16 protein-coding genes are annotated in these 14,950 nt (G+C 71.6%); 15 read left to right on the top strand and 1 reads right to left on the bottom strand.

Features of this window, described 5'->3' with window-relative positions; translation table 11 throughout:
* The first annotated feature begins 32 nt into the window (after positions 1–32).
* The 7 genes from dop to hisF all read left to right on the top strand — a co-directional run bounded on the left by dop (position 33) and on the right by hisF (position 6,609).
* Positions 33–1,637 (top strand): depupylase/deamidase Dop, encoded by a 1,605-nt coding sequence (gene dop / locus K338_RS0101775; RefSeq protein ID WP_022916470.1) that lies wholly within the window; start codon positions 33–35, stop codon positions 1,635–1,637.
* Between the two features lie 70 nt (positions 1,638–1,707).
* Positions 1,708–1,896: a ubiquitin-like protein Pup gene (locus tag K338_RS0101770; RefSeq protein ID WP_022916469.1), complete on the top strand. Its 189-nt coding sequence runs from the start codon at positions 1,708–1,710 to the stop codon at positions 1,894–1,896.
* Positions 1,893–2,717, top strand: coding sequence for a proteasome subunit beta (gene prcB, locus K338_RS0101765; protein ID WP_022916468.1), 825 nt, complete (start codon positions 1,893–1,895; stop codon positions 2,715–2,717). The genes K338_RS0101770 and prcB overlap by 4 nt, the downstream gene beginning before the upstream one ends.
* Complete coding sequence (prcA, locus tag K338_RS19875; RefSeq protein WP_022916467.1) at positions 2,714–3,502, top strand: proteasome subunit alpha; 789 nt, start codon at positions 2,714–2,716, stop codon at positions 3,500–3,502. The genes prcB and prcA overlap by 4 nt, the downstream gene beginning before the upstream one ends.
* Positions 3,499–4,899 carry a Pup--protein ligase gene (pafA, locus tag K338_RS19870; RefSeq protein WP_022916466.1) on the top strand — a complete coding sequence of 467 codons (1,401 nt, stop codon included), beginning with the start codon at positions 3,499–3,501 and terminating at the stop codon, positions 4,897–4,899. The genes prcA and pafA overlap by 4 nt, the downstream gene beginning before the upstream one ends.
* Positions 4,900–4,942: 43 nt before the next feature.
* Positions 4,943–5,830: an FKBP-type peptidyl-prolyl cis-trans isomerase gene (locus K338_RS19865; protein ID WP_022916465.1), complete on the top strand. Its 888-nt coding sequence runs from the start codon at positions 4,943–4,945 to the stop codon at positions 5,828–5,830.
* Positions 5,827–6,609, top strand: coding sequence for an imidazole glycerol phosphate synthase subunit HisF (gene hisF / locus K338_RS0101745; RefSeq protein WP_022916464.1), 783 nt, complete (start codon positions 5,827–5,829; stop codon positions 6,607–6,609). The genes K338_RS19865 and hisF overlap by 4 nt, the downstream gene beginning before the upstream one ends.
* On the opposite strand, the gene K338_RS0101740 is transcribed toward hisF, so the two are convergent.
* On the bottom strand, positions 6,584–7,210 hold the full coding sequence (locus K338_RS0101740; protein WP_022916463.1) for a TIGR03085 family metal-binding protein: 627 nt from the start codon (positions 7,208–7,210) through the stop codon (positions 6,584–6,586). The genes hisF and K338_RS0101740 overlap by 26 nt on opposite strands.
* 131 nt (positions 7,211–7,341) lie before the next feature.
* Here K338_RS0101740 and K338_RS0101735 point away from each other — a divergent pair, with 131 nt between their 5' ends.
* From K338_RS0101735 to K338_RS24230, 8 genes are all read left to right on the top strand, one after another.
* Complete coding sequence (locus K338_RS0101735) at positions 7,342–9,195, top strand: ABC transporter ATP-binding protein (protein ID WP_022916462.1); 1,854 nt, start codon at positions 7,342–7,344, stop codon at positions 9,193–9,195.
* A gap of 56 nt (positions 9,196–9,251) precedes the next feature.
* Positions 9,252–10,970 carry an ABC transporter ATP-binding protein gene (locus K338_RS0101730; protein WP_084480526.1) on the top strand — a complete coding sequence of 573 codons (1,719 nt, stop codon included), beginning with the start codon at positions 9,252–9,254 and terminating at the stop codon, positions 10,968–10,970.
* A 42-nt stretch (positions 10,971–11,012) separates the two neighbouring features.
* Positions 11,013–11,393, top strand: a complete 381-nt coding sequence (hisI, locus tag K338_RS0101725) for a phosphoribosyl-AMP cyclohydrolase (RefSeq protein ID WP_022916460.1) — start codon at positions 11,013–11,015, stop codon at positions 11,391–11,393.
* Entirely contained in the window at positions 11,390–12,958 is a 1,569-nt protein-coding gene (locus tag K338_RS0101720) for an anthranilate synthase component I (protein WP_022916459.1), read from the top strand. The genes hisI and K338_RS0101720 overlap by 4 nt, the downstream gene beginning before the upstream one ends.
* Positions 12,955–13,557, top strand: coding sequence for a Trp biosynthesis-associated membrane protein (locus K338_RS25785; protein ID WP_169579505.1), 603 nt, complete (start codon positions 12,955–12,957; stop codon positions 13,555–13,557). The genes K338_RS0101720 and K338_RS25785 overlap by 4 nt, the downstream gene beginning before the upstream one ends.
* Before the next feature lie 3 nt (positions 13,558–13,560).
* The gene (locus tag K338_RS0101710; RefSeq protein WP_022916457.1) at positions 13,561–13,887 is read left to right on the top strand and encodes an HGxxPAAW family protein; all 327 of its coding nucleotides are present in this window, start codon (positions 13,561–13,563) and stop codon (positions 13,885–13,887) included.
* 80 nt (positions 13,888–13,967) lie between these two features.
* Positions 13,968–14,297 carry a DUF2752 domain-containing protein gene (locus K338_RS0101705; protein WP_245542871.1) on the top strand — a complete coding sequence of 110 codons (330 nt, stop codon included), beginning with the start codon at positions 13,968–13,970 and terminating at the stop codon, positions 14,295–14,297.
* Between the two features lie 65 nt (positions 14,298–14,362).
* Positions 14,363–14,911, top strand: a complete 549-nt coding sequence (locus tag K338_RS24230) for a DUF4190 domain-containing protein (protein WP_022916455.1) — start codon at positions 14,363–14,365, stop codon at positions 14,909–14,911.
* Positions 14,912–14,950: the final 39 nt, after the last annotated feature.

The raw sequence follows: 14,950 nt of genomic DNA, 5'->3' as shown, positions 1-14,950 counted from the left end.
GGGAGGGGCGGCGGGCGGCCTAGGGTGGGGCCATGAGCGTGCGACGCGTGATGGGCATCGAGACCGAGTACGGCATCCTCGGTGTCGGGCTGCCGAACGCGAACCCGATGCTGATGTCCGCCCAGCTCGTCACCGCCTACGCCACCGACGGCCTCGCAGGCGTGTCTCGAGCCAGGTGGGACTACCAGGACGAAGACCCGCTCTGCGATGCCCGCGGCTGGCGCCTGGACCGGGCCAAGGCCGACCCGAGCCTGCTCACCGACGACCCGTCGGCCCCCGCCCCGGAAGGCGACCCGCACCGGATCACCACCCGTCGGCGGCCCGCGCCGCAGCCGGAGCCGACCACAGTAGCCAACGTCATCCTGCCCAACGGCGCCCGGTACTACGTGGACCACGCGCACCCGGAGTACTCCGGACCCGAGGTGACCAACCCCCGGGACGGTGTGCTGTGGGACCGAGCCGGCGACGAGGTGCTGCTGCGCTCCTCCCGGTTGCTCGCCCAGCTACCGGGCATGCCCGAGGTGGTGCCGTACAAGAACAACACCGACGGCAAGGGCGCCAGCTACGGCACGCACGAGAACTTCCTGGTGGACCGGACCGTCCCGTTCGACGAGATCATCACCGTGCTGACCCCGTTCCTGGTCACCCGCCCGATCTTCTGCGGTGCGGGCCGGGTGGGCCTCGGGCAGCGCGGCCAGACCCCCGGCTACCAGATCTCCCAGCGTGCCGACTACATCGAGACCGAGGTCGGTCTGGAGACCACGTTGCGCCGCCCGATCATCAACACCCGCGACGAGCCGCACGCAGAAGCCTCCCGATACCGGCGCCTGCACGTGATCGTCGGCGACGCGAACCTGCTGCACGTCTCCACCTACCTCAAGCTCGGCACCACAGCCACGCTGCTGTGGCTGCTGGAGCAGGGCAGCGCGATGCTGGAGCTCAGCGCGCTGCGGCTCGCCGACCCGGTGGCAGCGGCACACGAGGTGAGCCGGGACCTCACGCTCACTGCCCGGCTGGACCTGGAGGACGGGCGCACGATGACCGCTCTAGAGATCCAGCAGGCCTACTGCGAGATCATCACCCGGGAGGTCGCCGCAGCCGGCACACCGGACACTGCTACCGCTGAGCTGCTGCGTCGCTGGGCCGACGTGCTCGAGCGGCTCGGTCGCGACGTCACCAGTACGTCCCGCGAGGTCGAGTGGGTCGCCAAGCTGCAGGTGCTGGAAGGGATGCGCCGGCGGCACGGGCTGGACTGGGACTCCCCGCGGCTGGCAGCGCTGGACCTGCAGTGGTCCGACCTGCGCCCGGAGAAGAGCATCTACGCCCGGCTCGAGGCCTCCGGTGCGGTGGAGACGCTGGTCGCCCGCGAGGAGGTGGAGCACGCGCTCGGCCACGCGCCCACCGACACCCGCGCCTACTTCCGCGGTGAGGCGATCCGCCGGTACGGCCGCCAGGTGGCCGCCGCCAACTGGGACGCTGTGGTCTTCGACGTACCGGAGGCGGACAGCCTGCAGCGGGTGCCCACCCCCGATCCGCTGCGCGGCACCCGCACGCACGTAGGAGAGCTGCTGGACCGCAGCGCGGACGCCGGCGCGCTGCTCGCCGAGCTCGTCGCCCCGCCCAGACCACCTGGCTGACCCACCGGTACCTGCAGGTCGGCCCAGACGCCGTAGGATCGAGACAGGTACCAGCGCAGGAGGAGGACACATGTCGCGCCGACAGTTCGAGCAGCGCCCCCAGGACCCGCGACCGGAGGACGACCCGGCCCCACCGCCGACCGCCGCACCCCAGGCCCAGACCTCGGACGTGGACTCCCTGCTGGACGAGATCGACGACGTGCTGGAGACGAACGCGGAGAGCTTCGTGCGCGGATTCGTGCAGAAGGGCGGGCAATGACCGCACCGGACGCCCGCTATCCGGACCGGCTACCGCCGGCGTTCACCCGCCCGGGCAGCTCTTCGTTCGTGGACTTCCTCCGGTCCCACGCCCCGGACCTGCTGCCCGGAGCAGGACCGGCACCGCAGTCCCCGGTGAGCACCCCGCACGCCACCACGATCGTGGCGCTGACCTACGAGGGCGGCATGGTGATGGCCGGGGACCGCCGCGCCACCGCCGGTTCGGCGATCGCGCACCGGCAGATCGAGAAGGTGTTCGCCGCCGACGAGTACTCGGTGATCGGTATCGCCGGGACCGCGGGGGTCGCCGTCGAGCTGGTCCGGTTGTTCCAGCTGGAGCTGGAGCACTACGAGAAGATCGAGGGCACCCTGCTGTCCCTGCAGGGCAAGGCGAACCGGCTCGGCTCGATGGTCCGGGGCAACCTGCCGATGGCGCTGCAAGGGCTGGTGGCGCTCCCGTTGTTCGGCGGCTATGACCATCGTGAGCACACCGGCCGGATCTTCTCCTACGACGTGGTCGGCGGCCGCTACGACGAGCACGACTACCACAGCATCGGCTCCGGCGCCGTCTACGCCAAGGGGTCGCTGAAGAAGGTGTGGCACCCAGGTCTGGACGCCGAGGACGCCGTGCGCGTGGCGCTGCACGCGCTGATGGATGCCGCTGACGACGACTCCGCCACCGGCGGCCCGGACGCCCGTCGGGGCATCTACCCGATCGTGGTGCGGGTGGACGCCACCGGCCAGGAACGGATCGCCGACGAGCAGCTGGCCACCTTGGCCGCGGAGATCGACGCGCTGCCGGAGAGGAGCCGAGAGGTATGACCCAGCCGTTCTACGTCTCGCCCGAGCAGCTGATGAAGGACCGGGCCGACTTCGCCCGCAAGGGCATCGCCCGAGGCCGGTCGGTGGTGGTGCTCGGCTACGACGAGGGCATCGCATTCGTCACCGAGAACCCCTCCGGTGCGCTGCACAAGATCAGCGAGATCTACGACCGCATCGGGTTTGCCGCCGTAGGCAAGTACAACGAGTTCGAGAACCTGCGGGTCGCCGGGGTGCGGTACGCCGACCTGCGCGGGTACTCCTACGACCGGGAGGACGTGAACGCTCGTGGGCTCGCGAACGCCTACGCGCAGACCCTTGGTGCCGTGTTCACCACCGAGTCCAAACCGCTCGAGGTAGAGCTCGCCGTGGCCGAGGTCGGCGCCGACCAGGACAGCGACCAGCTCTACCGGCTCGCCTACGACGGCTCGGTGGCCGACGAGCCCGGGTTCGTGGTGATGGGGGGTGCCGCCGACAAGCTCGCCGAGCGGGTACGTGCCCGCTGGACACCCGGGATGAGCCTGCCCGAGGTGCTCGCCCTGGCAGTGCAGGTGCTCTCCGGCACCGGCAAGGACGCCCGCACCATCGAGACCACCAACCTGGAGGCCGCCGTCCTGGACCGCACCCGCACCCGGCGCACCTTCCGTCGGCTGTCCGTGCACACCCTCACCGAGCTGCTTGACCAGGCCCCGGCCCAGCCGCCGGAGCAGGCGGAAGAGGCCAGCCAGCCCCCGGCCGAGGGCACCGACGCTGCGAACGGCACCGCCAGCTCCCCGGACCACCCGTGATCCGGCGGATCTTCGGCCTGGAGACCGAGTTCGGGCTCACCTGCGCTGCCGACACCGGCCGCGGACTGACCCCTGAGGAGGCAGCCCGCTACCTGTTCCGCAAGGTGGTCGCCTGGGGACGCTCCTCGAACGTGTTCCTCGGCAACGGCTCCCGGCTGTACCTGGACGTGGGCTCCCACCCGGAGTACGCCACCGCCGAGTGCGACGACCTCGCCCAGCTGGTCGCCCACGACAAGGCCGGTGAGGTCATCCTCGCCGGGCTGGCGGCAGACGCGCAGGAACGGTTGGACGCCGACGGGATCGACGGCCGCATCCACCTGTTCAAGAACAACCTGGACTCGGCCGGCAACTCCTACGGCTGCCACGAGAACTACCTGGTCCGCCGCCGCGGCGACTTCAGCCGGGTCGCCGACGTGCTGGTCCCGTTCCTGATCACCCGGCAGATCCTCACCGGCGCCGGGCACGTGCAGGTCACCTCCCGCGGTCCGGTGTACTGCTTCAGCCAGCGGGCCGACCACCTCTGGGAGGCGACCAGCTCGGCCACCACCCGGTCCCGCCCGATCATCAACACCCGCGACGAGCCGCACGCCGACGCCGACCTGTACCGGCGGCTGCACGTGATCTCCGGCGACTCCTCGATGTCCGAGACCACCACGTTGCTCAAGGTCGGGATGACCGACATCATCCTGCGGATGCTGGAGGCGGGGCACATCTTCCCCGAGCTCTCCCTGGAGAACCCGGTCCGCGCGATCCGGGAGATCTCCCACGACCTCACCGGCACCGTGCCGGTGACGATGGCCAGCGGGGCACGCCGCACCGCCGCGGAGATTCAGCAGATCTACCTGGACCGAGCCCGGGACTTCCTCGCTGGCACCGGTGAAGGGGGACGACACGATGCGACCGTCCTGGAGCTGTGGGACCGCGGTCTGCGTGCCGTACGCACCGGTGAGCACAGCCTGGTGGAGAGGGACCTGGACTGGGCGATCAAGAAGCGCCTGCTGGACCGGTACACCAGCGCGCACGACCTGCCGCTGTCCGACCCGCGGGTGCTGCGCCTGGACCTGGCGTACCACGACATCTCCGCTGAGCACGGGCTGCAGGCCCGGCTGGTCCGCCGCGGGCTGGTCACCCGGGTGGTCACCGACGAGCAGGTCGCAGCCGCCACCGCGACCCCGCCGCAGAGCACCCGGGCCAGGCTGCGCGGTGAGTTCGTGCAGGCAGCCACCGCCCGCCGCCGTGACTACACCGTGGACTGGGTGCACCTGAAGCTGAACGACAACGCGGGCCGCACTGTGCTGTGCAAGGACCCGTTCAAGAGCGAGGACGAGCGGGTGGATGCCCTGATCGCCGCGATGGGCGGCCCCGCCGACCCGCTGCTGGCGCACCTGCCGGACTGACCTGGACCACGCTGTGCAGGTCAGGCACGTAGGATCGGCCCCCGTGCGTACCACCCCGACCGCCCGATCGCACCACGCTGGCGCCCTGGTGCTGCTGCTCGCGCTCCTGCTCGGTCTGTCTGCCTGCACCGAGGACGACGAACCCTCCGCGGTCGAGCAGGTCACCGTGGGCGGGGACTTCGGTGCGCTCCCGCAGGTGACGTTCCCCACACCGTTGGAGGTCACCGAGACCCAGACGAGCATCGTGATCGAGGGTGAGGGCAGGGTGCTGGCCGAGGGGGATGTGGCGCTGCTGTCCTACCTGGCCGTGGACGCCACCACCGGTGAGGTGATCGAGGACAACTTCGGCTCCCAGCCGCAGACGATGCGGGTCACGCAGGAGGACGCCGGCCCGCTGTACGAGAGCCTGCTGGACGCCACCGAGGGCACCCGGCTGCTGCGGGTGGAGCTCGGCACGGCCGAGCGCCCGGAGCCGGTAGTGATCGTCTACGACGTGATGCACACCCGGGCGTGGGGTGAACCGGTGGACCCGCCCGCGGGTGCACCGGACGTGGCGGTGGCCGACAACGGCGAGCCCACGGTGACCATCCCGGACGACGAGCCTCCCACCAGCCTGGAGATCGTGCCGCTGCGTCGGGGAGACGGCGCCCAGGTCCGTTCCGGGATGGCGGTCACCGTGCGGTACGTGGCCGTCTCCTGGGCTGACGGTGAGGTGGTCGAGTCCACCTGGTCCGCCGGGCAGGGCCCGACGACCATCGCCTTCACCGGACTGATCGAGGGGTGGCAGAACGGGCTGGTGGACGCCCGGGTGGGTTCACAGATCATGCTGGTGGTGCCGCCCGAGCAGGCGTTCGGTGACGATACCCTCGTGTACGTGATCGACGTTCTCGCCGTCTCCGCACTGGACGGCACCGAAGGAGACAGCCGATGAGCGTGGCGCTACGGGTCATCCCCTGCCTGGACGTGGACGCCGGGCGCGTGGTCAAGGGGGTCAACTTCGAGAACCTCCGCGACGCGGGTGACCCGGTCGAGCTGGCCCGCCGGTACGACACCGACGGTGCCGACGAGGTGACTTTCCTGGACGTGAGCGCCTCTTCCGACGGCCGGGCCACCACAGTGGAGGTGGTCTCCGCCACCGCCGAGCAGGTATTCGTCCCGCTCACCGTGGGCGGGGGAGTGCGCAGCGTCGCCGACGTGGACAGGCTGCTGCGCGCCGGTGCGGACAAGGTGGGGATGAACACGGCAGCGATCGCGCGCCCGGAGCTCATTGCCGAGGTCGCCGGCCAGTTCGGCTCCCAGGTGCTGGTGCTGTCCGTGGACTCCCGCAGGACCCGGGACGGCGCAGCCACCCCGTCCGGTTACGAGGTCACCACCCACGGGGGTCGCCGGGGCACCGGTATCGACGCGCTGGAGTGGGTCCGCCGTGCCCAGGACCTAGGTGCAGGGGAGATCCTGCTGAACTCGATCGACGCCGACGGCACCACCGACGGGTTCGACCTGGAGATGCTGCGGGCGGTACGTGCGCAGGTGCAGGTGCCGCTGATCGCCAGCGGCGGTGCGGGTACTGCGGAGCACTTCGTCCAGGCCGCCCAGGCCGGTGCCGATGCGTTGCTGGCGGCGAGCGTGTTCCACTTCGGCACGCTGACCATCGGCCAGGTCAAGGCCGCGCTCGCCGCGGCCGGGTTCAGCGTCCGGCTGCCCACCGCCTGAGCTTCTCCACCTGGGTGGTGCTGCCGCGAAGCTCCACCTGGGCCTGCGGCCGGCGGCCCATCGCGTACAGCGCCTGCTCCACCGGCTCGCCCACCACCCGGACCGGATCGCCGCCAGGGCGGGCCCGGAACGTGGGCGCGCCGGGCACCATCAGCAGCACGCCGACCGGCGCCGACAGGTAGAAGCCGAGCGCGGTGCGTGCGAACTTCGCCCAGACCTGTGCCCGCTGCTCCGGTGGCAGAGATCGCGGCGGTGCCGGATCCGGTCCGGCGCGGCGCACGTCCTCGTGGTGCACCACGTACTCCACCAGGTTCGTCAGGTCGTCCAGCACCCTGGACCGAGACAGCCGCCACGGCCCCCGTACCGGCCCGGTGAACGCATCGACCAGCTCGTGGTACCGAGCCGGGTCCTGGCACTGCTGCGCCAGCTCCGCCACCCCACCGCCGCTCACCAGCCCGAGCAGCTGCCAGGGCTGGTGCGCCCGCAGGTACAGGTGCGCGGCCAGGTGCCGGGTGCGCCACCCGGCACACAGCGTGTCCCGGTCCGGACCTGCTGCGTGCAGCGTCTCGGCCAGCGACTGCATCTCCACCTGCGCCCACATGTGCCCAGCCTGGCACAACTGCTGCCCGTCGCTCGGTGTGCAAAGATGAGCACAGTCCTCTTCACCCGCCATCTGCCGGCCCGCCGGCGCGGGAATGCTTCACCACGAGGTGCCAGGGAGCCCACGTCGTCATGCCCACCGCGTCCGCACGCGCCGAGACGCCATACGCCCTGCCCGGCGGCGCGGTCCGCCGCTCCCTGCTGCTCATCGGCCGGGGGCTGCGCTCCCAGCCGCGCACGTTCGCGATCGCGATCAGCGCCTCGGTGCTCTACGGCCTGGGCATGGTCGCCCAGGGGTGGGTGCTCGGCCGGATCACCGACACTGTTGTCGTGCCGGCGATCGAGGGCCCAGGGGTGCCCCGCTCGACCATATGGTGGGCCGGGCTCGCGCTGCTCGGCATCGGTCTGCTCACCGCCGTCGGCGTCGCCGGGCGGCGCGTGTTCGCCGGGATGGCCTCCTTCGACGTACAGGCCGGGCACCGCCGCCTGGTGACCCGCCAGTACCTGCGGTTACCGATGTCCTGGCACCGCCGCCACCCCACCGGTCAGCTGCTCTCCAACGCGAACGCGGACGCGGAGTCCGCCGGCTTCGTGTTCACCCCGCTGCCGTTCGCGCTCGGTGTGCTCGCGATGCTGCTGGTGGCCTCGGGAGCGATGCTCGCCGCCGACGTGGTGCTCGGGCTCATCGGGGTGAGCGTGCTGCCCCTGGTGCTGGTGGTCAACGCGGTCTACCGCCGGTACATGTCCCCAGCGATCACGAAGGTGCAGCACGAACGGGCCCGCACCTCGGACGTGGCGCACGAGAGCTTCGAGGCCGCCGCTGTGGTCAAGGCGCTGGGCACCGAGCAGCTCGAGGAGACCCGGTTCGACGCGGTCGCCCAGGACCTGCGCGCCTCGAACGTGGCCGTGGGCAAGATCCGCAGCGTGTTCGACCCGGTGATCGACATGCTCCCGGCGCTGGCCACCCTCGGGGTGCTGGCCGCGGGCACCGTGCGGGTGGCCGACGGCCTGACCGGCACCGGGGCCGTGGTCACCACCGCCTACCTGCTCACCGTGATGACCTTCCCCGTCCGGGCGATCGGGTTCGTGCTCGGCGACCTGCCCCGATCCCTGGTCGGCCACGAACGCATCTCCCGGGTGATCGACGCCCGCGGCTATCTCAGCGAGGGTGACCAGGACCTGCCTGGCCGCGGCGGGCTGCACCTGTCCACCGAAGACGTCACCGTCACCGTCCCCGGTATCACCGGGGGCCCCGACCGGCACCTGCTGCACCAGGTGAGCCTGGACGTGCCCGCCGGGCACACCCTCGCCGTCGTCGGCCCGACCGGGTCGGGCAAGTCCACGCTGGTGGACGTGCTCGCCCGGCTGCAGGACCCCGCCGGTGGCCAGGTGCGCTACGACGGGGTGCCAGCGCCGTCGGTGCGCACGTCCGACCGGACCGCGGCGATCGCCCTCGTCGCCCAGAACGCCTTCGTCTTCGAGGACACCATCGCCGAGAACGTCACCCTCGGGCAGGTGGATCCCAGCACCGGGGCACCGTACGACGCCGACCAGGTGTGGGAAGCGCTGCGCACCGCTCGCGCCGAGGACTTCGTCACCGCCATGCCGGACGGGCTGGACACGGTCGTCGGAGAGCGCGGAGCCTCCCTGTCCGGCGGGCAGCGGCAGCGCCTGGCGATCGCCCGGGCACTGATCCGCCGACCGCGGCTGCTGATCATGGACGATGCCACGTCCGCAGTGGATCCGGTCGTGGAGCAGGACATCCTGCACCGGCTGCGCTCCTACGCCGGCGGGGTGACCGTGGTGCTCATCGCCTACCGGAGCGCCACCATCATGCTCGCCGACACTGTGCTGCACCTGGACGGCGGTCGCGTGGTGGACCACGGCACCCACACCGAGCTGCTCGCCCGCGACGCCGGGTACCGCCGCCTGGTCACCACCTACCAGCGGGAACGGCAGGCCCGGGACAGCCAGGAGGTCCGGTGAGCACACAGATCGCCAGCACCTCCACCCTCGGTGTGCTGGGCACGCTCCGGGAGGGTATGCGGCTGTCCCCGGCGATGCGCCGCGGCCTCGGTGTCACCCTGGTGCTCGCCGTGCTGGCCACCACCGGCAAGCTGATCGTGCCGCTGGCGGTGCAGGTGACCACCGACCGCGGGCTGCTCGCCGAGACCGGGGTGAACGTACCGCTGGTGCTGCGGCTCACCGCGCTGTGCGCTGTCGGGCTGCTGCTCACCGCTGCCTGCACCAGCTGGGTGAACGTACGGCTGTTCCAGGCTGCCGAGGCCGGTCTGGCCCAGCTGCGGGTGCGCGCCTTCGCCCGGGTGCACGCCCTGTCCACCCTCACCCAGAACAGCGAACGGCGCGGCGCACTGGTCTCCCGCGTCACCTCCGACGTGGACACCATCTCCATGTTCGTGCAGTGGGGCGGGATGCAGCTGGTGCTCTCCAGCCTGCAGATCACCGCTGCCACGGTCGCGATGATGGTCTACTCCTGGCAGCTGACCATCGTCGTGTGGCTCGCCTATGCACCGATGATCGTGCTCGCACCCCGCGCCCAACGCGCGCTGAACGTGGCCTACGCCCAGGTGCGCACCCGGGTGGGCATCATGCTCGCCCGCGTGTCCGAGGCCGTGGTCGGGGCGCAGACGATCCGCTCCTACGGTGCCGAGCAGCGCACCCAGCACCGCTTGGACGAGGCGATCCGCGAGCACCGCAACGCTGCAGTGCGGGCGCAGACGTTCGCGTCCCTGGCGTTCTCCTCCGGGGTGCTGCTCTCCGGGCTGGCCCTCGGGGCTGTGGTGCTGATCGGCACCATGCTCGGTATCGGCGGCACCCTGACCGTGGGCCAGCTGCTCGGGTTCCTGTTCCTGGTGCAGCTGTTCACCGGCCCGGTGCAGTCCGCTACCGAAGTGCTCAACGAGATGCAGAACGCCCTGGCCGGCTGGCGGCGGGTGATCTCCGTGGTGCACACCCCGCTGGACGTGGCCGACCCGGCCGATCCGGTCCACCCCGGCCCACGTGGGCCCGCCGGGCTGGAGCTCGCCGGTGTGCACTACGCCTACCCGGGCGGTCCGCCGGTGCTGCGCGACGTCTCGCTGACCATCCCGCCCGGTGCCCGGGTGGCGATCGTGGGGGAGACCGGGTCCGGGAAGACCACGATCGCCAAGCTGCTCACCCGGCTGATGGATCCGGATGCGGGCACCGTGCGGTTGTCCGGGGTGGACCTGCGCGACCTGGCCCGTGCGGACCTGCGGGAACGCGTGGTGATCGTGCCGCAGGAGGGCTTCCTGTTCAACGGCACCATCGCCAGCAACGTGGCCTACGGCCGCCCGGGGATGACCGAGGCGCAGGTGGAGCAGGCACTGACCGACCTGGGGCTCGGCCCCTGGTTGGCGACCATGCCGGACGGGGTGCGCACCGACGTCGGCCAGCGCGGTGAGGCACTCTCCGCCGGGGAACGCCAGCTGGTGGCGATCGCCCGCGCCTACCTGGCCGATGCGGACGTGCTGGTCCTGGACGAGGCGACCTCCGCCGTCGACCCGGGAACCGAGCAGCGGATCTCCACCGCACTGACCCACCTCACCGCAGGACGCACCAGCGTGGCGATCGCGCACCGGCTGTCCACGGCAGAGGCGGCCGACCTGGTGGTGGTCGTCGACGACGGGCAGATCGTCCAGACGGGGGCGCACCACGAGCTGCTCGCCGCCGGGGGTGTCTACGGGCGGATGCATGCCTCCTGGGTCAGCGCGAGCAGCTGAGGCGAGCACCAGCAGGCTCACCAGACATGGCAGGATCGTGCTGTGCCTGACACCACCCCTGTACTCGACCCCGCCGTGGCCGAACGGCTCACCCGCAACGACGACGGCCTGGTCTGCGCCGTCGTCCAGGACCACACCACCGACGAGGTGCTGATGGTCGCCTGGATGGACGACGAGGCCCTGCGCCGCACCCTCACCGAGGGCCGGGTCACCTACTGGTCCCGCTCCCGTGGTGAGTACTGGCGCAAGGGGGACACCTCCGGGCACGTGCAGTACCTGCGCTCGGCCGCGATCGACTGCGACGGTGACGCGCTGCTGCTGCGGGTGCAGCAGGTCGGCCCGGCCTGCCACACCGGAGCGGTCAGCTGCTTCCGGGCCGGCGGTGCGCTGCCGGCACGCACCGACCTGGAGGTGCCACGATGACCAGCACCGGCAGCGCGCGGCCCGCACCCGACGCGCCCACCGGGCTGCCCTGGGGGCAGACCTGGCCCAGCCTGGAGGAGTTCCAGCAGATGGCCAACGATCGTCGCGTCATCCCGGTGGTACGCCGGCTCCTCGCCGACGACGTCACCCCAGTTGGTCTGTACCGCCAGCTCTCCTCCGGTCGCCCCGGCACGTTCATCCTGGAGTCCGCGACCGACGGCGTCTGGTCGCGCTGGTCGTTCGTCGGCGTCTCCGCACGGGCGATCCTCACCGAATCCGGCGGGCAGGCCGTCTGGAGCGGGGACGTGCCCGTCTCCGTACCCACCGAGGGGGACGTGCTCGAGGTGCTCCGCGGCACACTGGAGGCGCTGCACACCCCGGGCCTGGACCACGTGCCGCCGCTCACCGGCGGCCTGGTCGGCTCCCTCGGCTGGGACATCACCCGGCACTGGGAACCGACCCTCCCGCAGCGCGCGGCGAGCGAGTCCGACGTGCCCACAGTGAGCCTGTGCCTGGTCGGTGACCTGGCCGCGATCGACCACCACACCGGTGACGTCTGGCTGATCGCGAACGCCATCAACACCGACGACACCGACGAGCGGGTGGACGAGGCCCACGCCGACGCCGTGGCCCGGCTCGATGCGATGCAGGCCGACCTGACCGCACCGACGCGCTCGCGCCCGCTGGCCCAGGCGGAGGGCACCGAACCGGAGCTGAGGTTCCGCAGCAGCCACGACGAGTTCACCGCCGGTGTGCTCGCCGCCAAGCAGGCGATCGTCGACGGCGAGGTGTTCCAGGTGGTCCTCTCCCAGCGCCTGGACCTGGACTGCCCGGCCGACCCGCTGGAGGTGTACCGGGTGCTGCGCACCATCAACCCCAGCCCGTACATGTACTTCCTGCACCTGGCCGACGCCGACGGCGGTGACTTCCACGTGGTCGGCTCCTCCCCGGAGACGCTGGTGAAGGTCACCGGGGATGCGGCGCAGTCCTATCCGATCGCAGGCTCCCGCCCGCGGGGGGCTACCCCTGCCGAGGACACCGCCGCGGCTGCGGAGCTGCTCGCCGACCCGAAGGAGCGGGCCGAGCACCTGATGCTGGTGGACCTGGCCCGCAACGACCTGGGCCGGGTGTGCGAGCCGGGCACCGTGGCGGTGGCGGAGTTCATGGAGATCAAACGCTTCAGCCACATCATGCACATGTCCTCCACGGTCACCGGTACGGTGCGCGCCGACGCCTCGGCGGTGGACGTGCTCACCGCCACGTTCCCGGCCGGTACGTTGTCCGGGGCACCGAAGTCTCGGGCGATCGAGCTCATCGACGAGCTGGAGCCCGCGCGCCGGGGCATCTACGGCGGTACCGTCGGCTACTTCGACCTCGACGGCGACCTGGACATGGCGATCGCGATCCGCACCGCGGTGATCACCGGTGGTCGCGCCAGCGTGCAGGCAGGCGGCGGGCTGGTGGCCGACTCCGACCCGGAGTCGGAGTACTGGGAGAGCAGGAACAAGGCGGCCGCCGCTGTGCGCGCCATCCAGCGGGCGGCCACCGTCGAGGAGGTCCGGTGAGCGAGCCTCAGCCGGGTCGGCGGAGGCTCAGTCGTCGGTCCGCCGTGCTCGTCGTGCTCGGTGGTGGCGCGCTGCTGCTGGCCAGCACGGCACTCCCCTGGGCGACCGCCCCGGCCCGGTCGGCGATGGCGACCAGCACCGTGAGCGTGACCGGCAGCACCGGCGCCGCCCTGGTGCCCAGTGCCGCGCTGGTGGTGCTCGCCGCCGGGCTCGCAATGGCGCTGGCCGGGCGGGTCGCACGGGTGGTGGCGGCCCTCGCCGTGGCCCTGGGCGGCGGGCTCGCTGGCGTCGGGGTGATCGAGCTGCTCGGTGACCCCGAGCCGGCGGTGCGTGCTGCGGTCGGGCAGGACACCGGTATGACGGAGCTGGCGGGTGCCGCCGAGGTGACCGCCTGGCCGGTGGTGGCACTGGTGCTGGCCGTGCTGCTGCTCCTGGTCGGGGTGGTGCTGCCGTTCCGGATGGGCGCCTGGGACCGGGTAGGGCAGCGGTACGAACGCGACCAGGCCTCCGCCCCAGCAGCCGGGAGCACCCGGCAACGCATCTCCGACTGGGACGCGCTGAGCCGTGGTGAAGACCCGAGCGATCCCGAGGACCGGTAGTCTGTGACCAGGTCGAAACAGCTGGTGGAGGGCAAGATCTCGATGACCGATGTGAACACCCACGACGAGGGCTCCGTGGCCGCCAGGCCGGATGTGGCCGAGACGCTGCCCGTGGGGCCGCCGCCGGCCAACCATGGCCGCACCGGGGCGGGGTGGACGCTGTTCGTCGGTGGGGCGATCGCGGCTCTGCTCGTGGGTGCCGGGATGATCGTGCCGTCGATGACCTTGGTCTACACCGGTATCGCGGTGGCCGTGGTCGGCATCGTCGCGAGCATCGTGCTGCGCGCCGCTGGTTACGGACAGGTGGAGCGGGTGCGGGCTCGCGAGTGACGTCTCGGCCGGCTGCGGTGCGCCGGAACCGTACCGGTCCGCTCCTCCTCGGAGGGGTTCTCGCTGCCAGCACCGTACTCGTGGCCTGGTGGGATCCGCACCAGGGTGGGCCGGTTCTCTGCCCGCTGCTCGCGCTGACCGGTTGGTACTGCCCGACCTGCGGGGGGCTGCGCACGGTGCACGACCTGGCCACCGGTGACCTCGCCGGCGCCTGGGCGATGAACCCGATGCTCACCATCGGGCTGCCGGTGCTCGGTCTGCTGTGGGCGCGATGGCTGTGGCGGTCCTGGCGGAACCTGCCCCCTCGGGACCCACCTGCCTGGCTGTTCCTGACGATCGGTGCGGCGATGGTGGTGTTCGCCGTGGCACGTAACATTCCAGTACTGCACGGCTTTCTGGGGCCGGCATGAGAGAACCAAGGGGCGGAGACGATGGGTAGGCGAACTGTGGCACAGCTCGTGGTGAGGTGGGTGGAGTGAGCACCTTCGGTGGCGCCCCGAACCCGTACGGCAGCGGGCAGCCGAACGAACCTCACGGCAGCGGCGGACCGCAGCCAGCCGATCCCTACCGTGGCGCTGGCGGCACACCGCCCTCCAGCACCGACCAGGGCCCCTACACCCACCCTGCCCCGGGTGCTGCGCCGTCGGGCTCCTACAGCACGCCGAGCAGTGCAGACCAGACCTACCTGCGACCGGGTGCCTACGGCTCCCACGGGCCGTACGGGGCCGGCTACGGCGGCTACCCGCCGCTGCAGAACAAGCAGAACAGCGCCGGCGGCTGGGCCCTCGGGCTCGGCATCGCCTCGCTGCTGATGTGCCTGGTGCCGGTGCTCAGCCAGCTGGTCGCAGTGGCCGGGATCGTCACCGGAGTGATGGGCGTCAAGGCAGCCAGCGAGGGTCGTGCGGACAACCGTGGCATGGCGACCACCGGCATCGTGCTCAGCGCGGTCGCCCTCGTGCTCGGTATCGCCCTGGTGGTCGGGTGGGCCGGCTGGTGGACCGCGATGTGGCGATCCGTGTACTGACCGACCCTCGGCTAGCGGGCCCCGGTGTGCTCAGGTGGT

The organism is Ruania albidiflava DSM 18029 (assembly GCF_000421225.1).
GTDB lineage: Bacteria > Actinomycetota > Actinomycetes > Actinomycetales > Beutenbergiaceae > Ruania > Ruania albidiflava.
This window is presented reverse-complemented; position numbering and strand designations above follow the sequence as displayed.